Here is an 18,594-nt window from a genome sequence, read left to right on the forward strand (position 1 = left end):
GGCAGCCTCAGGCCAGCATGGCCCAGATCAGCAGGGCAGAGACCACAGCGATTCCGGCTCCGAGTAATGGGGCGATCAGCGGCAGCGGTAGGGCGTCCTTCTGCCGGACCCTCCGTTCCACCTTGAGCCAGCGCCAGAAGGCACCGGCGCTCAGGGCAACCCCAAGGACCAGCAGCAGCACTGCCAACAGGGTGCGCACGGTCGGTTCGAAGATCTCCTGGGTCAGGGCTTCGACCGCTACCCCACCGGCCAGCAAGGCCAGCGAGGTGGTGGCGGTGGCGGCACCGTAAACCGCGATCCCGATCAGGGTGTGGGCGCTGACATTGCCGGTGCCGGTGGGCAGGGGGAATTCATTCCAGTCGGCGCTGACCCCGAAGATCAGGAACAGCACGGCCGGCAGAACGATGATGAAGAAACTGTTGCCGAAGTTCCGCAGGTTCCGCCAGAAGTCCATCAGGATATAGGTCATGAGGCTCATCGGGCTGCCTCCTCTTTGGTCAGCTGCATAAACGCTTCTTCGAGGCTGGCCGGCCGGACGCTGATGCCGTGGGCCTCGGTCTGGGTCAGCAGGTAGCGGGCAAGGGTATCGGCGTCATCGGTCCGGAAGGTGATGGTGCCGCCGCGGATTTCGTAGTCGATCACATGTGGGATGCGCTGAATTTCTTCCGACGACGCCGTCCAGGTGACTTTCACATGGGCGGCACCTGCCTGCTGACGCACCTCATCAGTGGGACCGTCGGCGATGATCTGTCCGGCGTTCATCAGCACAGTGCGGCGGGCGAACTGTTCGGCCTCTTCGAGGTAATGGGTGGCGAAGAGGATGGTGGTTCCGCCGGCTGCGGTCTCACGCATCCGGTCCCAGAACTCGTGACGGGCGGAGACGTCCATCCCAGCGGTGGGCTCATCGAGGATGATGAGCTCTGGTTTGGGCAGTAGGGCCAGGGCGAAGCGCAGCCGCTGCTGCTGTCCGCCGGAGCATTTGCCCACCGCTCGGGAGGCGATACCGGTGATGCCGGCTGTTTCCATCACCTGGTCCACCGGCAGGTGCCGCTTATGCAGGGCGGCGATGATCTGCACGGTCTCTTTGACGGTGAGGTCCGGCAGGAGCCCTCCGGTCTGCAGCAGGGCACCGACCTTGCCGTTCTGGGCGGCCTTCTTGGGGCTGCTGCCTAGGACTGTCAGGGATCCCGATTCGGGGGTATTGAGTCCGAGGATCAGGTCGATCAGGGTGGTTTTTCCTGCCCCATTGGGGCCGAGGATGGCGGTGACCTCACCAGAGTCGAAGCTGAGGCTGACCCCATCGACGGCGCGGACCTTCCCGCCGTCACCATCGGGGAAAGAGCGCACAGCATCGGTGATTGTCACCGCGGCAGTGGTTGTCCCGGGCTGTGGTGTATCCGTTCTCTGTGTGTTCATACCTCCATCTTGTGTGGAGGTACATCGCCGGGCTTAGAGCAGGTGTCACGACCTGCCTATGACATTTGTCAGCTGTGGTTACTCATGACAGTTTCGGCCAGCTCGATGAACACCTCGGTGTCGAAGAGGTCCGCGGGCTCTCGGCTGCTTTGGCTCAGCACATAGAGGGTGTCTTCATAGCTCCAGGTGATGCGGCTGAGCTCAGTATTGAAGGCGGCCTCTTCTGCGCCTGCGATTTCTACGGGTTCATCGTCATCCTCGCGGAGGAACTCGCTCTCCTCGGCTGAGCCGATGCGCAGCAGGATGCTGTTATCGGGGTTCTCAGGTGATTCCCATTGGCAGGTGGTGAACTCCCCTGGGGACTCTTCGCCAATGGTGTCGAGAGCAGACTCCCCATCCTGGTAGGGCCCGGCCCCGGTCATCTCCTCCAGCTGGGCTGGACTCAGGAGGTCACATGCGGACTCGAGGCTGGCACCACCTTCACCTCCGGGTGCGATGAAATCGCCCGGACTGTCTTCAGTGGGTTCCTCTTCTGGGGATTCCTGGGGTGATGGGCTCTCCTGGTCCTGAGTTGTGGGATCCTCGCGGGGTTCCTCCGCGGGATCCTCCTCGGCGCAGGCTGCAAGAAGACCGATGACACCGACCAGCGCCAACGCCCTAGTCGTTCTCGGCTGCGGTGGCATGGCTCATCCCTCGTTCCGGATGACGGTCTCGGCGGGCTCAATGAGGATCTCGTCATCAGGCCGGGTTTCTTCGGTAGGTATCTGCTGCTCCACCCTGTAGAAAGTCTCGCCACGCCACCATGCGATTTTTCCTTCAGTGTCATGAACCGCCGCCTCTTCGGCACCCTCGACCTCAACTGGCCGCTGATCTTCCCCGTAGTAGTCCTCTAGCATCGCCGCCGGGTCAAGGTGGGTGTTCTCGCCCACGGTGAGCGCGGATTCGGGGGCCTCAAAGTTATTAAAACGACAGTCTCGCATCATCATGCCCGTTGCGAGAATGAAGTGCGTGTCACCAGGGTCCACTTCATGACCGCCGACGCCGATGATCTCCTCAATCGCTTCGGGGCTCAGGAGACTGCAGGCATCCTCCTGATCTTCAAGGATGACAAGATCGACACCGCTCTCCCCTGCCCATTCGGGAACCTCGAGGTCCTCTGCTTCTTCGGTCTCGGCATCGGCATCATTATCCGCACAAGCGACCACCCCCAGTAATGAGAAGGTGCTGAGGACGGCTTTTGAGCGTTTTTCAAGAGTCATGATCCGTGGTTGCTGATAAGAGTTTCCGCTAGAGCGATGTAATTGTCTTCTTCCATATTATCCATACCAAAGGTATCGACACGGAAAACCTCATCCTGAATGCGGATCAGTACCATATCCCGCTCATAAGCGTCGACTGAGGCCTCATCGGCCCCTTCAATCTCCACCGACTCCCCCGAGGCTAGGCCCTCGAAATACTCCTCTGCGGCATCCGCGGTGCCGCTGACGCCGTAGACGCTGACTCCCCGGTTCTCATCCTCCTGGTCGCCCCAGTAGCAAATTGGGAGATTGGCCTCTTCTTCGTTCATCTCCCCTTCGGTGAAGGGGCCATAGCCAGTACTGGCTTCGATCTCTCCGGCACTGAGGAGGTCACAGAGAATGTCATCGATGTGTTCGACGTCCTGGGTCGGGAGAGTATCGCCCTGCGCGTCAGCTTCGGTTTCGGCCTCTTCGCCCTCAGTTTCGACCTCGGCTTCTCCTGCCATGGCCTCATCATCAGGGGTTTCCTCGCCGCCATCGGCCTCCTCGTCTTCGGGCCAGGCCGTTTCGGCGGTATCGGGATGGACAGTCTCCACTTCGGGTTCATCATCGCCGCAGCCGGTAGTCAGCCCGATCAGGGCTGCAGCGCCGAGGACGCTGAGTCCCGTTGTGGTGATGCTATGCCCTGCGTACGTCATGCACCGAACCTAGGAAAGCTCTCTGCGTGAATACGGGAATGGCGCTGGATGCTGACTGGACGCCACGTAGGAGCGTGTTCAGGCGGACTTCTTCTTGCTCCCACCTGAGCTCTTAGATTTCTTGCGCCGCTCATCGACTGATTTCTTCAGGGCTTCCATGAGGTCGACGACGTTTCCTTCGCCTTCGTCGTCCTCATCGACTTCTCCGAAGGTGGCCTCCGTGTCGATCTCCTCACCGGATTCCAGCTTCTCCTCGATCAGGGTCTGCAGCTGCTCCTGGTACTCATCGGTGAAGCGTTCAGGTTCGAAGTCCTCGGAATAGGATTCCACCAGGGAGGCGGCCATCTCCTGCTCCTTCTTCGAGACCCGGGATTTGGGTATGTCGAACTCTGGCTCGCGCAGTTCATCGGCCCAGCGCAGCCCCTGCAGAACGATGACGTCATCGCGGACATGCAGGACACCCAGCCGCGTTTTGGACCGGAGGGTGAAGGTGACCACGGCCATCCGATCGGCCTCCTCCAGGGTGCGGCGCAGCAGCACATAGGACTTCGCCGATTTCCCAGCCGGCTCCAGGTAGTAGGACTTATCCATCACCATGGAGTCGATCTGGTCTGAGGGCACAAACTGCTCGACGGCGATCTCCTTGGACTCATCGGCTGGGAGGTCGGAGAGCTCATCCTTGGTGATGATCACCGAGGTTTCGCCGTCATCGTAGGCCCGGTCAATGTTCTTATAGTCGACGACCTTGTCGCAGGCCTCGCAGCGGCGCTGATAGCGGATCCTTCCGCCATCGGCATCGTGGACTTGGTGGAGGCTGACATCGTGGCTCTTGGTGGCGGAGTAGAGCTTCACCGGCACGGAAACCAGCCCGAAGCTGACCTCGCCGGTCCATATAGCGCGCATACCCTCTATCCTGGCAGGGTGAGCCATGAGTTTTCCATCAATTCTGAAATTTTCGGTGATTCCGGGCAGCCGGTGGTCTTCCTGCACGGGCTCTTCGGCCAAGGGAAGAATTTCACCCAGATCGCCAAGGGACTGCAGCCGGAGTTCCAGTCAATTCTGGTGGATCTGCCCAATCACGGCGCCAGTGATTGGACCGATGAGTTCGACTACATCCAGCAGGCTGATCTCGTAGCCGAGAAGCTGCGCACCGAAGGTGCCGGCGAGCAGCCGGTGCATCTGGTGGGCCATTCCATGGGTGGGAAGATCGCGATGATTCTGGCTCTGCGCCACCCGGAGCTGGTCGAGCGGCTGGTGATTGTGGATATCTCCCCTGCCGCCCGGAAGGATATGGACGAGTTCGAACACCTTCTGGATGCTCTCCTGAGTCTGCCGCTGGAGGAGATCAACTCCCGCGGTGAGGCCGATAAGCGGCTGCAGGATCCGATTCCTGAGGATATGGTCCGCGGGTTCCTGCTGCAGAGCCTGACCCGGACCTCCGATGGCTTCACCTGGCGGCCGAATCTTCGGCTGCTGCGCTCCTCGCTGCCGGTGATCGGCGACTTCCCGGATCTAACGGATAAGCAGTTCGATGGCCCCGTACTCTGGATCGCCGGGGAGAACTCCGATTACGTGGAGGATGAGTACGCCCCGGCAATGCGCGAGCTCTTCCCGCGGACCCGGCTGAGCACCATCAAGAACGCCGGCCACTGGGTCCACGCCGAACAGCCCCAGGTCTTCACCGCCCTGCTGAAGTCTTTCCTCAGCTGAGAGCCGTCCTTCAATAGTTCTCAACCACGCCGAACTAGGTTGCACACCTGACTAGTTAGTGACACCATCTAGGTATGAGTTCAACTGAGGAGTGGCCGGCCGAGTGGCTGCGCGGGGTCCTGGAGCTGTGCGTTCTGCGCATCCTCGCCGATGGCCCCACCTACGGCTATGAGATCTCTTCCCGGCTGGCCACCGGGGGACTCGGCAAGGTCAAAGGAGGCACTCTCTACCCCTTGCTGCAGCGTTTCGAGGCCTCTGGGCGGGTCGATATCGAATGGCGCCCCGGCGAGGGCGGCCCAGGACGGAAGTACTACGTGCTCACCGATCAGGGCCGAGCTGCCCTGGAGCAGATGAGTCGACGATGGCGCGCATTCGCCGAGGTCACCGAGCAGATCCTTGAAGGAACAGCGAAATCCGAGGAGCGATCATGAGCAGCAACAGCAGTAAGTACCGGTTCGAGCACGAGATGGCTCCGCATGTTGATCCCAAATGGGCCGCCACCTTCACCATGGAGCTCAATATTCGCCAGGCTGCTGGCGAGGAGATCGGCGCGGCCCTGGCGGAGGTGGGGATTGAGCACCTCCGAGGGCATGATCACCTCTCCCCTGGAAGATGAATCGACCCTCCAGCGCCGGGTGGGCTCCGCTCGTCGGGCAGGTTATATACCGGTACTGATGATGCCCGGATACACAGCGCTTCTGGCTTTGGCGCTCTGGATCTTCGCCTAGGGCTTCCAAGGTTCCAGCCGATATCCAGATTCGCCGTTCATCCTGGTCAACATGGCATCCCAGCAGACCGTCACAGTGGCCGGACGGCGGCTGAAGCTGACGAATCTCGATAAGGAGCTCTACCCGGAGACCGGCACCACCAAGGCCGAGGTCATCGAGTATTTCCAGACAGTGGCTGAGGCGATGCTGCCGGCACTGCGAGGACGGCCGGTGACCCGTAAGCGCTGGCCGGATGGGCCGGGCACCGAGGACTCCCCCAAGGATGCTTTCTTCCGGAAGAATCTTGAGGACTCCGCACCGAGCTGGGTGCCGCGGCTGGGCCTGGAGCACTCCGATCACGTCAATATCTATCCCCTGGCTCAGGATCAAGCCACCTTGGCCTGGTTCGGTCAGGTGGCAGCGCTGGAACTGCATGTTCCGCAGTGGAGGTTCGACGCCGACGTCGCCCCTTTCATCCCCGCTGAGCAGCGCGGTGAGCCCCCGGTTGCTGCCCGCTCGAACCCCGACCGGCTGGTGCTGGATCTCGACCCGGGCCCGGGCACCGAACTGGCCGAATGTGCGCAGGTGGCCCATTGGTGCCGAGAGATTCTCGACGATATGGGCCTGCCCAGCATTCCGGCGACCTCCGGCTCCAAGGGGATTCATCTCTACGCCGCCCTGCAGGGTGAATACACCTCTGAGGAGGTCTCCCAGGTGGCCAAGGAACTGGCCCGCGCCCTGGAGTCAGATCACCCCAAAGAGGTGGTCAGCCAGATGAAGAAGGCCGCCCGAAAGAACAAGGTGTTCATCGACTGGTCGCAGAATAATGCGAATAAGACCACGGTCGCCCCCTACTCCCTGCGCGGTCGGTCCCATCCATGGGTTGCCGCACCGCGGACCTGGGAGGAGCTGGAGGATCCGGATCTGAAGCAGCTGGACTTCCAGGAGGTGATGCAGCGCCTGGCCGATGGGATCGATCCCCTGGCGGACCTAGTGGCCGACTCCCCTACCGAGGACGCTCTGAGTACCTACCGATCCATGCGGGATGCCTCCAAGACCCCCGAGCCGGTGCCCAAGGCCTCCCCTTCGGCCCGGAATGGGGATCCCATATTCGTCATCCAGGAGCATCACGCCTCCCGACTGCACTATGACACCCGCCTGGAGCGCCACGGTGTACTGGTCTCCTGGGCAGTGCCCAAGGGCCCACCGCTGAAGGCCGGCACCCAGCGCCTGGCAGTCCAGACCGAGGACCACCCTCTGGAGTACGCCGAATTCGAAGGGACCATCCCCAAAGGTGAATACGGCGGCGGGGAGGTCAGCATCTGGGACTCCGGGACCGTCGATATCGAGAAATGGGAACAGGACAAGGTCGTCTTCGTCCTGCACGGCCAGCCCGATGGCGGCCTGAAGGCTAAACCGCGGCGCTACGCCCTGGTGCGCACGGAGGGCAAGGACTGGCTAATCCGAATGACCAAGGACCAGCCCCGCAGCAAACGGCCCAAGAAAGAGCCAAAGCCCCTGCCTGACCCACTGCCCTCCCCCATGCTGGCCACGCTAGGGAAACCCTCAGACATGCGGGGCAGGGACTGGGTCTATGAGGCCAAATGGGACGGCTACCGGATGCTGGCTGGCATCGGCCCCGGTGATGAGGGGCCAGAGGTCCAGCTGCGCAGCCGGAATGGCAAGGACTACACCGCAGTCTTTCCTGAACTGGCCGAATTGGCTGATCTAGCACCTCCCGGCACAGTGCTCGACGGGGAGGTCGTGGCCCTGAACGCCGCCAGTCGGCCAGATTTCGGCCGTCTGCAGCAACGTGGTCGGCTGAGCAGTCAACGCGAGATCGACCGGGCGGCCCACCGCATTCCGGTGCATTTCATGGTCTTCGATGTCCTGCACACTCCCCAGGAGGGGGATGTCACGGACCTCTCCTACCGGCGGCGGAGGGAGATTCTCTTCGAGCTGCTCTCCGCCGGTGAACAGGTTCAGCTGCCCGAGGACCTCGGCGAGGAACTGGACCATGCGATGGAGATCAGCCTCGACCTGCAGTTGGAGGGCATCATCGCCAAGCGGCCAGATTCGCCTTACTACCCCGGGCGGCGCTCCGAGGACTGGCTGAAGATCAAACACGACAATCACGCCGACGTCGTCATCATCGGCTACCGCCGCGGCAGAGGCGGGCGAGCCAAAACCTTCGGCTCCCTACTGCTGGGCATCACCGAGGAGGATGATCAGCTGCGCTATGCCGGACGAGTCGGCACCGGTTTCTCCGATGCGGATCTCACCGAACTGCGCCGAATGCTGGATGGCATCACCCGGAAGACCCCACCGGTAGATGATGTTCCAGGCGAGGATGCCTCAGATGCCACCTGGGTCACCCCGAAGCTGACCGCCGAGGTCAAACACTCCGGGATCACCCGGGATCACAGACTCCGGCACCCCAGCTGGCGCCGGCTCCTCACCGACTGATCAGGTGCTCAGGAGGCGTTTGCGTTCGGATTCGACGTCGTAGTCGGCCGGGGGCCAGTGCAGTTGCAGGTCCCCGAGGGCTGCGATGAGGACCTCTTGGACGGCCAGGCGGGAGTACCACTTCCGGTCGGCGCCGATGATATGCCAGGGGGCATAATCCTCATCAGTGGCCTCCAGCAGCGTGGAGTAAACGGTCTGGTAGGTGCCGAACTCGGCACGGGCATCGGCATCCGAAGGGTGGTATTTCCAATGCTTATGCTCGCGGTCCAGGCGGGAAACGAGGCGGTCCAGCTGTTCCCCGGAGGAGATATGCAGCATCACTTTGACGATCACGAAGCCGCGGCGGACCAGTTCACGCTCGAAGATCTGCAGGGCCTCGACCCGTTCGGCCAGCTCATCCTCGTCATGGGTACCGGTGACCGCTGGGACCAGCACATCCTCATAATGTGAGCGGTCGAAGACCCCGACGTGTCCGGGAGTCGGCAGGCGTTTGATGATCCGCTCGAGGTAATGCTGCTTGGCCTCGGCCTCAGTGGGTTTGCCGAAGCCGGAGACATCCACCCCAAGGGGATCCATGGCGCCGACCACCGATTTCACCATGCCGCCCTTTCCGGAGGCATCCATTCCCTGCAGCACCAGCAGCATCCGCGGACCCTTTTCCAGCCCGTCAAGCAATTTCTGAACTGCAGGGGTGAAAAGCTCCTTACGCCGGGCGTTCTCCTGCTTACTGCGTCGGGGAACCCGGGAGCTGATGGACTTCAGAACTGCCTTGCGGTCATCGGCCGGTGCCGCGATCGCATGGGCCCACAACAGCTCCTGAAGCTCAGCGAGCAGCTCGGCCCGCTGGCTCAGAGCCTGCTGGCCCGACTTCTTTCCGCCTTTGAATCCACGACGACGTCGGGTTGGGACATCGCCCAGGCATAAAGGGGCATCCTTCAGGAAGGTGGGAACGCGCCACAGCTGGCGCGGGTCACCGGTGAAGGGCAGCCCCAGACCGGTATCCGGTCCAGGGACTCCACTGAGTTCGACTGTGTCGGATTTCTGAGGTGCCATCCTCCGAGCCTAGTTGGAGGTGACTGCCTCTGCCAGTGCGATGAAGTGCTCCTTGCTGTCTTCCTGGGTTGTCTGGCCTGCCAGGAGATACATCTGGGTGCCGTCGATGACACCAAGCTGGTTACCAGGCAAGATCACGGCACCATCTGCGATATCGACCTCCTCGACGTCGCCGCCTGATTGACCTGCCAGTTCGGACAGGGCCAGCTCGGGGTCAGCGCCCTCTTGGACGGGTGAAGCAACCACCGAGACCGAAGCTACGTCTTCGCCCTCCCAATGGTACTGGTACGTGTCCTCATCTTCGGCGGTGACGAAATGGCAAACACGATCAGGTTTTCAGTGGCAAATCAGCCGCTGCGCGTGTCAGAGACTGAGGTCGAAGACCCACACCAGAATCGTCATCGAGACCAGGGTGATCACTGCTACCGAGATGATGTTCAGCCACAGACCACCCTTGACCATCTGGCCGATGGTGACATAGCCGGAACCATAGGCGATGGCATTCGGCGGTGTGGCCACCGGCAGCATGAAGGCACAGGTTGCCGCCAGTGCCACCGGCGCGGCCAGCACCAGGGCATCAACGCCGGTGCCCATGGCCACACCTGCGGCCACCGGCACGAAGATCGTCGCAGTGGCAGTATTGGAGGTCATCTCCGTCAGGAAGAGGACACCCAGGACGGCAACGGCGACCAGGATCCAGACCGGAACGCCGCCGAGGGCCTCCATCTGCTCGCCGAGCCAGTCAGACAGCCCGGAGGCCCCGAACTGACCGGAAAGCGCCAGTCCGCCGCCGAAGAGCAGCAGGATACCCCAGGGCAGTTTGACCGCTGCCTCCCAGTCGAGGAGGCGCACACCCTTCTTCGTATCACCACCGGCTGGCAGCAGGAAGAGCAGGGCTGCAATGGCCATGGCGATGCCGGCGTCGTCGATGAACGGTTCGGCATCCTCATCGAGGGCTTCAAGTTCGATCAGCAGATCAGTGCCCAAGGGAATGAATACCCAGGAGCAGGCAGCGAGGATGAAGATCAGCAGTACGCGCAGCTCGCCCTGGCTCATCCGGCCGAGTTTGGCCAGCTCCGATTTGATCAGCTCAGCCCCGCCGGGGATATCGTCGATCTCCGGCCGGAAGACCACCTTGGTGATCAGGAACCAGCAGATCAGCATCATCACGATGGACACCGGGATACCGACCAGCATCCACTGGCCGAAGTTGATGTGGATGTCGTGCTCGTTGCCCATATAGCCGACCAGGAAGGTGTTCGGCGGGGTGCCGATAATCGTGCCCAGGGAACCGATGGAGGCGGCATAGGCGATACCCAGCATCAGCGCGGTGCCGAAGTTGGATTTGATGGCCTCCTTCTTGCTGACCTCCTCGTCCTCCTCGTCCTCCTCGGATTCAGGTTCGGCGGCTACGGGGTCCTCACCGGCGAGGATGCGACGGACCAGCATGAGCACGGAGAGACCGATGGGCAGCATCATCACTGCCGTTGCGGTGTTCGAGACCCACATGGACAGGAAGCCGGTGGCGATCATGAACCCGGCGATGAGGCTGGCAGGTTTCGAACCCATCGCCCGGAGGGTCAGCAATGCGATGCGGCGGTGCAGATTCCACCGCTGCATGGCCAGGGCGAGCATGAACCCGCCCATAAAGATGAAGATGATGTTGTTGCCGTAGGAGGCACCGATGACGTCGACATCGACGGGACTGGGGGCTTCGACGATTTCCCCGTCCTCAATCGTTTCGGTCACTGTCTCCTCATCGGGGACCAGTACTGGGAAGATCACCAGCGGCAGCAGTGCGGTGGCCGGGATCGGAATAGCCTCGGTCATCCACCACACGGCCATCAGTACGGCGGTGGCGGCTGTGAGCCGCAGCCAGACATCGAGATCGCCGGGCATGATGAAGTACACCAGCAGCGAGGCGGCCAAACCGCCGAAGATCCCGATCAGTCGGCGAATCAGTGTGGGTTTCTCGAATCCCTCTGCCCGGTGCCCCGGTGAGAGCGCCGCCTGTTCGCGTTTGGACTGTTCCTTGGGGTCGTACTGCTGCAGGTGGGCTCCGGTGACCCGGGATCGCGGAGGTGTCATCGTCTCGGACTCCTTGGCAGGGGCTGCACATCACAGTGCGTTACGTCACATCAGTAGGTACGTAGCGTACATGAATCAATTGCGCGGCAGTACGACCGCCACCAGCAGCGTGGCGAGGACTGCCAGAGCCGCGACCATGGCTACTGTGCCGGGCCATCCCGCCATATAGAGAAAGGTTCCTCCGAGGTATCCGAAGACTGAGGATCCTCCGTAGTAACCCAGGTTGTAGAGGGAGGCCGACTGCGACCGTCCGGCTACCGCTGAGGCTCCGGCCCATCCGGAGGCCACTGCATGGGAGGCGAAGAAGCCACCGGTGAGCACGACCATGCCCAGGATGATCACCCAGACCTGGGGCACCAGGGTCAGGGCGAGTCCGCCCAGCATCACCAGATTGCCGCCGATCAGCACCGGTTTCCGGCCGATCCGGGAGGCCAGCGCCCCGGCCCGGGGTGAGGAGAGGGTGCCGGCCAGATAGGCCAGGAAGATGAAACTGGTCAGCCACAGCGGCATCAAGAACGGCGGGGCCGCCAGGTGGAAGGCCAGGAAGTTATAGGTGGCGACGAATCCGCCCATGGTCAGGAACCCCTGGAGGTAGATCACCCACAGCGCTCCGGAGCGCAGGTTCCCGAAGAGTTGGCCCATGCCTTCACGGAAACTGCTGCGCCCAGGGGTGAAGTTGCGGGCCCGTGGTGCCAGGCGCAGGAAGATCAGCACACAGGCCACCGCGAGGCCGGTGACCACCAGCATGCCTGTCTTCCAGCCCAGCTGCTCCCCGATGGGGGCGGCGATGATGCGCCCGGAGAGCCCTCCGATGGTGGTCCCGGAGATATAGGTTCCCGCTGCGATGGCGGCTACCTTGGCGCTGACCTCCTCGCTGAGATAGGCCACTGCCAGGGCCGGCACTCCCCCGAGCATGAAGCCTTCGATGAACCGCATTACCAGTGCCAGGGGGAAGGTGGGCACCAGCACTGTCAGTGCCGCGAAGACACAGGCGAGACTGACGGCCACCAGCATGGCCTGCTTCCGGCCCACCGCATCACCGATATAGGACCAGGGGATCACGCCCAGGGCAAGGCCAAGGGTGGCTGCGGAGATCATCAGGGCGGCCTGATCGGGGGTGATGTCAAGATCAGTGGAGATCAGCGGCAGCAGCCCCTGCGGGGAGTAGAGCTGGGCGAAGGTGGCTACACCGATGAAGAACAGTGCCACCAGCAGTCTGCGGTAGGCCGGGGTTCCGGCCTGCAGTCCCTCAGATGACATCGATGACCCCACGGATGATCGCACCGGCCCCGCCGAGGCCGGCCAGGGTCATCGCCAGAGTGCGTGCCGCCGAGGCCGAGACCACCTTGGCCAGCTGACCGGCAATCAGGATCCCGATGATCACAGTGAGCACAATGGCCGCGAAGAGCCAGCCAAAGGGGATACCTGCTCCCCCATCGGTGCTGACCGACCCCAGGGCCAGTTTGGAGATCACTGAGGCTGCACCCATGGTCATGAAGATCGGTTGAAGGGTCGCAGCGAAGGAGCGCTGATCCCAGCGGGAGAGCCGGGAGTAGATGACCATCACCGGTGCTGCCACCCCACTGGTGGTGTTGAAGAATCCACCGATCAGCCCGGTGATCACTGCCGGTGGTTTGGTGGTCCACTCCGGCAGTCTGCGCAGGGTCACCGTCACCAGCAGGGCGGCGACCACAATGGATCCGAGGATGATCGACAGCCAGCCGGCAGAGAGTACGCCTACCAACCAGGCACCGGGCCAGGCACCGATGACGGCTGCGGGGATGATCAGCCAGAACTTCCGCCAGTTGATCGCCGACCACACACTGAGCATGATCAGGAACCCGGAGACCACAGTGGTCATATTAGTAACCAGGACCCCGAAGGCAGGGCCCAGCAGCAGGGAGAGCACCGGGGCAACAACGAGACCCACTCCAGTTCCGGAGAGTCTCTGCAGGATAGTTCCGATCAGCACTGCGGCCGCGATGATTGCCACAGTGCCTAAAACGCTCACCCGTGCATACTAGCCAGTCCCGGGCAGCCGCGGGGTCAGCTGCTGCTGCAGGCGTTGCGTTTGCGTCCGCCGCGGCCGACGTTATCGTGCCCGGCCTCCTGCAGCGCCTTGCGGATCTCCTTGGGCAGGGAAAAGACGATGTCCTCTTCTGCGGTGACGACTTCCTCGGGCTCGCCGTAGCCGTATTCGGCCAGCAGGCGCAGCACCTCCTGGACCAGGACCTCCGGCACTGAAGCACCCGAGGTGACTCCGATGGTCTGGGCATCGGCGAACCAGGATTCATCCACCTGGTTGGCGTAGTCCACCCGCTCAGCCCGCTTGGCCCCGTACTCCTTGGCGACCTCTTTGAGCCGTACGGAGTTCGAGGAGTTGGCCGAGCCGACCACGATCACCAGATCCGCCTGCGGGGCGACTTTCTTGATCGCCGCCTGACGGTTGGACGTGGCGTAGCAGATGTCATCCGAAGGAGGATCCTGGAGGTTCGGGAACCGCTCCCGGAGCTTCTGAACCGTCTCCATTGTTTCGTCCACCGAAAGCGTCGTCTGGGAGAGCCAGATGAGTTTATCCGGGTCCGGAACCTCGATCTGGTCGACCTCCCACGGACCGTTGACGATGGTCGTGGCCTCCGGGGCGTGCCCATAGGTTCCCTCAACCTCCTCATGGCCGTCGTGACCGATCAGCAGAATATGGAAGTCGTCCTTGCTGGTGAACCGCACTGCCTCGCGATGGACTTTGGTCACCAGGGGGCAAGTGGCGTCAATGGTCTGCAGGTTCCGCTGTGAAGCCGATTCCTTCACGGCCGGGGAGACTCCATGGGCGGAGAAGACCAGCAGCTCCCCCTCGGGAACCTCCTCTGTCTCCTCCACGAAGATGACGCCCTTTTCGGTCAGTGTGTCCACCACATGCCGGTTATGCACGATCTCCTTGCGCACATAGACCGGGGGGCCGTACTGCTCCAGAGCCTTCTCCACAGCGACGACGGCGCGGTCGACTCCTGCGCAGTAGCCCCGCGGGGCGGCCAGGAGGATTCGCTTGTCCCCGGTGAAACTCTGCTCAGCGGCAATCTCTTCAGGTGAGCGGCGCTTCCGCGGCACCTGGGGCGTGGGCACGGAGATGTGCTTCCGGCGCTGGGCTGGTGCTTCCGGCGTCGTCGTAGTCATAGGGATAAGTCTACTGCCGCAACCCTAACGTCTGCGTGTTGGGGTGAGCAGGCCCACCAACATCCCGGCCAGCACCACCACACCGGCCAGGGCGGAGAAGACCCACCAGGCTGGCTGCGCCCATTCGGTGAACTGGTGCTGGATATGCTCCAGAATCGCCACCGCAGCCGCAGGGGTCTCCGGTGGGGGCTCGAACTGCGGGGAGGCGACTGTGGTGGCCATCCAGAGGCCGATAATGGCTGCGACCACTCCCCCGGATGCCATGGCGTACCAGCGGATCCGACCGGCGCCGACCAGCACCCCGATCAGGGCCAGAACTGCCGCGCCGATGGCATAGGCACCCCAGTACTGGCTGGCCACGGCCACAGTGGCCCAGGTATAGGGATCGGCGGTTTCGCCGGTGGCGGCCTCGATGTCCAGGACGATATCCGGGGCGATCATATCGAAGCTGTCGAGATCCACTCCGGGGACCCATCCCAGGGCATCGTGGAGGCTTTCGCGCAGGGGTTCGGTCATCGCCTCAGAGACCGGTGTGAGATTCAGCTCAATATCCAGCTCGCGGACATCTCCCTGGGTCCCGGATTCGAAGATCGCCTCCAACTGTGCGGTGTAGTCGGAGCGGGTTGTCTGCAGGACCTCATCCCAGGCGGCCAGGGCCCGGTCGGCGGTGAAGGCATCAGAGATCACAGGGGTCAGCAGACCTTCGACACTGTCGGTGGGGAGGTAGTCCTGCACCCCGCCGGGCAGCTGCCCGGCAAGTTCATCCAGGGCCGTGGTGGTCACCGACCGGGCGAAGTCATCATCCTCCGGCAGGGATCCTGCGATCCCCCGCACCGGCTCCTCACTGCGCAGCAGCTGGTTGACCTGACCCCCTGCAAGGGCCGCTGCAGCCAGCAGGGCCGCCAGCAGAAGACTGATGATGCTGAGCACATGGCGCACGGGAAGAATCTCCTATGGAATAACGGTCTGATGTCCACGCGGGCGAGTAGCCTGTTCTGGAGTATGAACTACCAGCAGCCACACGCCAAAGACCCAGCCGCCACAGTGTCGGCTATACCTGCCACCTCACAGGAGACCTCTGAGGAGACCCCCTGGCCGCTGAGTCATTTCTCCGGGAAGCTGAAGGCTCATATCGCCCGGGTCAACCCCACCTGGGTTGAGGGTCAGCTGGTGGAGTTCAATCTGCGCAACGGCACTGCTTGGATGACCCTGCGGGATCTGGAGCAGGAGGTCTCCTTCACCGCGGTGGCCTGGCGGAATGTCGCCGGCGGCCTGGCCTCCAAGGGCCTGGCCCCGGGCTCGCGGGTAGTGGCTCTGGTCAAGCCCTCGCTCTGGGAGAAGTCAGGGCGGCTTTCGCTGGTGACCCAGCGGATGGAGCCGGTGGGCCTGGGTGATCTGCTGGCGCGGATCGAGAGGCTCAAACAGGAGCTGGCCGCTGAGGGGGTTTTCGACCCCGGGCTGAAGAAGCCGCTGCCGGTGCTGCCGGTTCGGATCGGTATCATCACCGGCCGAGATTCCGATGCCAAGAAGGACATTCTGCGCAATGTGACTGCCCGCTGGTCGGCCGCACAGTTCGAGATCCGTGAGGTCGCCACCCAGGGGGTCAGCGCACCGACTGAGGTGGCGGCCGCAGTCCAGGAGCTTGATGCCCATCCAGAGGTGGATGTCATTGTTATCGCCCGCGGCGGCGGGGCCCTGGAGGAGGTCATTCTGCCCTTCTCCGATGAGCGGCTGATCCGGACCGTGGCTGCTGCTGGGACTCCCGTGGTCTCGGCCATCGGGCATGAGGCTGACCGCCCCCTGCTGGATGAGGTGGCCGATGTCCGGGCCTCCACACCCACGGGTTCGGCCAAACTGTTGGTGCCTGAGGAGGCCCAGGAGCGGGAGAATATCTCTCTGGCCCGCAGCCGGATGTCTCAGGGCCTGGAGCGGATGCTTGCCCGGGAGGCCGATTGGCTCGCCTCAGTACGCTCCCGCCCGGTACTTGCCCATCCGCAGTCGATGATCGAGGTTCGCGCCGAGGAGCTGGGTGCCCTGCGTCGTCGGGCCCTCGTCTCGGCTGAGACCGCGGTGCACCGTGCCCGGGACTGGGTCAGCGCCACCCGTTCTCGGGTCACCGCCCTGTCCCCACAGTCCACATTGGACCGCGGCTATGCGGTGGTCCAGCATCAGCGCAGAATTATCCGCGACGCCGCCGAGCTCACCCCGGGCGCCCCGGTTCAGGTGATGGTGGCCACCGGTGAGTTCTCCGCCGAAGTGATAGACGTCAATGCCCAGTCAGAAGGAGATAAGTGAATGAGCCAGGAGAGCCTGAACCCCGGCAATGAGCCCGAGGCCCAGTTCGAAGCGGCAAAAACCGATGACATCGAGCAGATGAGCTATGAGCAGGCCCGCGATGAACTCGTTGCAGTAGTAACGAAACTGGAGACCGGTGGAGCTCCGCTGGAGGAGTCCCTTGCCCTCTGGCAGCGCGGTGAGGCCCTGGCCGATCGCTGCGAACGCTGGCTGGATGGCGCCACTGCGAAACTAGAAGAGGTTCGCCAAGACCTCGACTCGCAATAATTACTCTTGCAAATTGCAGTAAATATATGTAAATTCACTCCTGACCGTTCCCCCAATGAGTCAAGGAGTGATCACAGATGTCACAGAACCCCTATCCGCAGAATGACTACCAGCAGAGCAGCCTCAGCAGAACGCCCCGCTGAGCCCCCAGGACGAACAGCTGATCGTTGCCGGGGCCCATATCGGAGGCCCGCCACAGGCGGTCAACACCCCCAGCCCAACAAGGGCTATCAAGCTTTTCCTCATGACCTATACTCTGCCAGGAAATCGGCGATCTCGCCGATGGCCTCCTCGAGATCTTCGACACTGGGCAGTGCTACCAGCCGGAAGTGCTGGGTGTCGGGCCAGTTGAAGGCCCTGCCGTGGGAAACCAGGATCTTCTTCTGCCGAAGCAGTTCGATGACGAATTTCTCGTCGTCTTCAATGGGGTAGATCTCCGGGTCCAGACGCGGGAAGAGGTAGAGGGCGCCATCGGCCTTGGTCACCGTGACTCCCTCGATCTCGCTGAGCAGCCGGTGGGCGGTATTGCGCTGCTCGTAGAGCCGGCCCTGCGGCAGGATGAGCTCCTCGATGGACTGGTACCCGCCCAGGGCGGCCTGGATGGCGTGCTGGGCGGGAACATTGGCGCACATGCGCATATTCATCAGCAGACTGAGACCCTCGAGGTAGTTCTTCGCCCGGTGCTTGGGCCCGGATACGTAGATCCAGCCGGAGCGGAAACCGGCCACCCGCCAGGTCTTGGAGAGACCGGAGAAGGTGATGGTCAGAACATCATCGCTGAGGGTGGCGGCATTGACCATCTCTACCCCGTCGAAGGTGATGTTCTCGTAGATCTCATCGGCCAGCAGCATGAGGTCATGTTTGCGGCAGATCTCCGCCATGGCCTCGAGAATATGCCGGGGGTAGACCGCACCGGTGGGGTTATTGGGATTGATGACCACCAGGGCGCGGGTCTTATCGGTGATCTTGGCTTCGATCTCCGCTGGATCCGGCCACCAGTTATTGTCCTCATCGCACATATAGTGCACGGCCTTACCGCCGGCGAGCTTGGTGGCCCCGGTCCACAGCGGATAGTCGGGGGCTGGGATCAGGATCTCATCCCCGGGGCCGATCAGTGCGGTGAGCACCATGGAGATCAGCTCGGAGACCCCATTGCCGAGGTAGACATCCTCGGGGCTGGCATTGCGCATTCCGCGGGCCTGGTAGTACTGGGCTACGGCAGTGCGCGCTGAATAGATGCCCTGGGAGTCGGTATAGCCCTGCGCGGTGGACAGGGTCTTGATCATATGCTGCAGGATCTGCTCCGGGGCCTCGAATCCAAAGGGCGCCGGATTGCCGATGTTCAACCGGGTGATCCGGTGTCCCTCCGCCTCTAACCGGGCCGCCTCCTGGGCAATGGGACCGCGGACGTCATAGCGGACTTCAGCCAGTTTGGGTGATTGGAGAAAATCATCGGCGAAATTCTGCATCCCCCAATCATGCACC

General features: G+C 62.6%; 20 protein-coding genes. 6 read left to right on the forward strand and 14 right to left on the reverse strand.

Annotated elements, in window-relative coordinates:
• Positions 1 to 7 precede the first annotated feature (7 nt).
• The 6 genes from HGQ17_RS02305 to ku all read right to left on the reverse strand — a co-directional run bounded on the left by HGQ17_RS02305 (position 8) and on the right by ku (position 4,255).
• Positions 8 to 478, reverse strand: coding sequence for a DUF202 domain-containing protein (locus HGQ17_RS02305; RefSeq protein ID WP_168886324.1), 471 nt, complete (start codon positions 476 to 478; stop codon positions 8 to 10).
• Entirely contained in the window at positions 475 to 1,416 is a 942-nt protein-coding gene (locus HGQ17_RS02310) for an ABC transporter ATP-binding protein (protein ID WP_168886325.1), read from the reverse strand. The genes HGQ17_RS02305 and HGQ17_RS02310 overlap by 4 nt, the downstream gene beginning before the upstream one ends.
• Positions 1,417 to 1,484: 68 nt before the next feature.
• Positions 1,485 to 2,099: a DUF3558 family protein gene (locus HGQ17_RS02315; RefSeq protein WP_168886326.1), complete on the reverse strand. Its 615-nt coding sequence runs from the start codon at positions 2,097 to 2,099 to the stop codon at positions 1,485 to 1,487.
• A 3-nt stretch (positions 2,100 to 2,102) separates the two neighbouring features.
• Positions 2,103 to 2,675, reverse strand: coding sequence for a hypothetical protein (locus HGQ17_RS02320; protein ID WP_168886327.1), 573 nt, complete (start codon positions 2,673 to 2,675; stop codon positions 2,103 to 2,105).
• Entirely contained in the window at positions 2,672 to 3,352 is a 681-nt protein-coding gene (locus HGQ17_RS02325; RefSeq protein WP_168886328.1) for a hypothetical protein, read from the reverse strand. The genes HGQ17_RS02320 and HGQ17_RS02325 overlap by 4 nt, the downstream gene beginning before the upstream one ends.
• Before the next feature lie 78 nt (positions 3,353 to 3,430).
• A complete protein-coding gene (gene ku, locus HGQ17_RS02330) occupies positions 3,431 to 4,255 on the reverse strand; it encodes a non-homologous end joining protein Ku (RefSeq protein WP_168886329.1) in 825 nt (274 codons plus the stop codon).
• An 18-nt stretch (positions 4,256 to 4,273) separates the two neighbouring features.
• Here ku and HGQ17_RS02335 point away from each other — a divergent pair, with 18 nt between their 5' ends.
• From HGQ17_RS02335 to HGQ17_RS02350, 4 genes are all read left to right on the forward strand, one after another.
• Entirely contained in the window at positions 4,274 to 5,062 is a 789-nt protein-coding gene (locus HGQ17_RS02335; RefSeq protein WP_168886330.1) for an alpha/beta fold hydrolase, read from the forward strand.
• 74 nt (positions 5,063 to 5,136) lie between these two features.
• Positions 5,137 to 5,493, forward strand: a complete 357-nt coding sequence (locus tag HGQ17_RS02340) for a PadR family transcriptional regulator (protein WP_168886331.1) — start codon at positions 5,137 to 5,139, stop codon at positions 5,491 to 5,493.
• Positions 5,490 to 5,678 (forward strand): hypothetical protein, encoded by a 189-nt coding sequence (locus tag HGQ17_RS02345; RefSeq protein ID WP_168886332.1) that lies wholly within the window; start codon positions 5,490 to 5,492, stop codon positions 5,676 to 5,678. Before HGQ17_RS02340 ends, HGQ17_RS02345 begins: the two co-directional genes overlap by 4 nt.
• 163 nt (positions 5,679 to 5,841) lie before the next feature.
• Positions 5,842 to 8,235: an ATP-dependent DNA ligase gene (locus HGQ17_RS02350; RefSeq protein WP_168886333.1), complete on the forward strand. Its 2,394-nt coding sequence runs from the start codon at positions 5,842 to 5,844 to the stop codon at positions 8,233 to 8,235.
• Here HGQ17_RS02350 and HGQ17_RS02355 read toward each other — a convergent pair whose 3' ends face one another.
• The 7 genes from HGQ17_RS02355 to HGQ17_RS02385 form a co-directional block, all read right to left on the reverse strand.
• Positions 8,236 to 9,288 (reverse strand): PPK2 family polyphosphate kinase, encoded by a 1,053-nt coding sequence (locus tag HGQ17_RS02355; protein ID WP_168886334.1) that lies wholly within the window; start codon positions 9,286 to 9,288, stop codon positions 8,236 to 8,238. It abuts the gene before it with no gap.
• Between the two features lie 9 nt (positions 9,289 to 9,297).
• Positions 9,298 to 9,534 (reverse strand): hypothetical protein, encoded by a 237-nt coding sequence (locus tag HGQ17_RS02360; protein ID WP_168886335.1) that lies wholly within the window; start codon positions 9,532 to 9,534, stop codon positions 9,298 to 9,300.
• Between the two features lie 117 nt (positions 9,535 to 9,651).
• Positions 9,652 to 11,376, reverse strand: a complete 1,725-nt coding sequence (locus HGQ17_RS02365) for an SLC13 family permease (RefSeq protein WP_168886336.1) — start codon at positions 11,374 to 11,376, stop codon at positions 9,652 to 9,654.
• Positions 11,377 to 11,451: 75 nt separating this feature from the next.
• The gene (locus tag HGQ17_RS02370; RefSeq protein ID WP_168886337.1) at positions 11,452 to 12,636 is read right to left on the reverse strand and encodes an MFS transporter; all 1,185 of its coding nucleotides are present in this window, start codon (positions 12,634 to 12,636) and stop codon (positions 11,452 to 11,454) included.
• Positions 12,626 to 13,387: a TSUP family transporter gene (locus tag HGQ17_RS02375; RefSeq protein WP_168886338.1), complete on the reverse strand. Its 762-nt coding sequence runs from the start codon at positions 13,385 to 13,387 to the stop codon at positions 12,626 to 12,628. Before HGQ17_RS02375 ends, HGQ17_RS02370 begins: the two co-directional genes overlap by 11 nt.
• Positions 13,388 to 13,422: 35 nt before the next feature.
• Positions 13,423 to 14,547, reverse strand: a complete 1,125-nt coding sequence (locus tag HGQ17_RS02380) for a 4-hydroxy-3-methylbut-2-enyl diphosphate reductase (RefSeq protein ID WP_168886339.1) — start codon at positions 14,545 to 14,547, stop codon at positions 13,423 to 13,425.
• Positions 14,548 to 14,571: 24 nt separating this feature from the next.
• Positions 14,572 to 15,486 (reverse strand): NAD(P)(+) transhydrogenase (Re/Si-specific) subunit beta, encoded by a 915-nt coding sequence (locus HGQ17_RS02385; RefSeq protein WP_168886340.1) that lies wholly within the window; start codon positions 15,484 to 15,486, stop codon positions 14,572 to 14,574.
• A 63-nt stretch (positions 15,487 to 15,549) separates the two neighbouring features.
• Between HGQ17_RS02385 and xseA the strand changes: the two genes are divergently transcribed.
• On the forward strand, positions 15,550 to 16,842 hold the full coding sequence (xseA, locus tag HGQ17_RS02390) for an exodeoxyribonuclease VII large subunit (protein ID WP_168886341.1): 1,293 nt from the start codon (positions 15,550 to 15,552) through the stop codon (positions 16,840 to 16,842).
• A complete protein-coding gene (locus HGQ17_RS02395; protein WP_168886342.1) occupies positions 16,843 to 17,109 on the forward strand; it encodes an exodeoxyribonuclease VII small subunit in 267 nt (88 codons plus the stop codon). It abuts the gene before it with no gap.
• Between the two features lie 242 nt (positions 17,110 to 17,351).
• Here HGQ17_RS02395 and HGQ17_RS02400 read toward each other — a convergent pair whose 3' ends face one another.
• The gene (locus HGQ17_RS02400; RefSeq protein WP_168886343.1) at positions 17,352 to 18,578 is read right to left on the reverse strand and encodes a pyridoxal phosphate-dependent aminotransferase; all 1,227 of its coding nucleotides are present in this window, start codon (positions 18,576 to 18,578) and stop codon (positions 17,352 to 17,354) included.
• Positions 18,579 to 18,594: the final 16 nt, after the last annotated feature.

The sequence above is a fragment of the Nesterenkonia sedimenti genome (assembly GCF_012641515.1).
Lineage (GTDB): Bacteria > Actinomycetota > Actinomycetes > Actinomycetales > Micrococcaceae > Nesterenkonia > Nesterenkonia sedimenti.

Coding starts and splice junctions, on each gene's coding strand:
- HGQ17_RS02325 (WP_168886328.1), bottom strand. CDS start 3,352: ATGACGTACGCAGGGCATAGCATCACCACAACGGGACTCAGCGTCCTC.
- HGQ17_RS02380 (WP_168886339.1), bottom strand. CDS start 14,547: ATGACTACGACGACGCCGGAAGCACCAGCCCAGCGCCGGAAGCACATC.
- HGQ17_RS02340 (WP_168886331.1), top strand. CDS start 5,137: ATGAGTTCAACTGAGGAGTGGCCGGCCGAGTGGCTGCGCGGGGTCCTG.
- HGQ17_RS02365 (WP_168886336.1), bottom strand. CDS start 11,376: ATGACACCTCCGCGATCCCGGGTCACCGGAGCCCACCTGCAGCAGTAC.
- HGQ17_RS02310 (WP_168886325.1), bottom strand. CDS start 1,416: ATGAACACACAGAGAACGGATACACCACAGCCCGGGACAACCACTGCC.
- HGQ17_RS02305 (WP_168886324.1), bottom strand. CDS start 478: ATGAGCCTCATGACCTATATCCTGATGGACTTCTGGCGGAACCTGCGG.
- HGQ17_RS02370 (WP_168886337.1), bottom strand. CDS start 12,636: ATGTCATCTGAGGGACTGCAGGCCGGAACCCCGGCCTACCGCAGACTG.
- HGQ17_RS02350 (WP_168886333.1), top strand. CDS start 5,842: ATGGCATCCCAGCAGACCGTCACAGTGGCCGGACGGCGGCTGAAGCTG.
- xseA (WP_168886341.1), top strand. CDS start 15,550: ATGAACTACCAGCAGCCACACGCCAAAGACCCAGCCGCCACAGTGTCG.
- HGQ17_RS02400 (WP_168886343.1), bottom strand. CDS start 18,578: ATGCAGAATTTCGCCGATGATTTTCTCCAATCACCCAAACTGGCTGAA.
- HGQ17_RS02345 (WP_168886332.1), top strand. CDS start 5,490: ATGAGCAGCAACAGCAGTAAGTACCGGTTCGAGCACGAGATGGCTCCG.
- ku (WP_168886329.1), bottom strand. CDS start 4,255: ATGCGCGCTATATGGACCGGCGAGGTCAGCTTCGGGCTGGTTTCCGTG.
- HGQ17_RS02320 (WP_168886327.1), bottom strand. CDS start 2,675: ATGACTCTTGAAAAACGCTCAAAAGCCGTCCTCAGCACCTTCTCATTA.
- HGQ17_RS02395 (WP_168886342.1), top strand. CDS start 16,843: ATGAGCCAGGAGAGCCTGAACCCCGGCAATGAGCCCGAGGCCCAGTTC.
- HGQ17_RS02355 (WP_168886334.1), bottom strand. CDS start 9,288: ATGGCACCTCAGAAATCCGACACAGTCGAACTCAGTGGAGTCCCTGGA.
- HGQ17_RS02315 (WP_168886326.1), bottom strand. CDS start 2,099: ATGCCACCGCAGCCGAGAACGACTAGGGCGTTGGCGCTGGTCGGTGTC.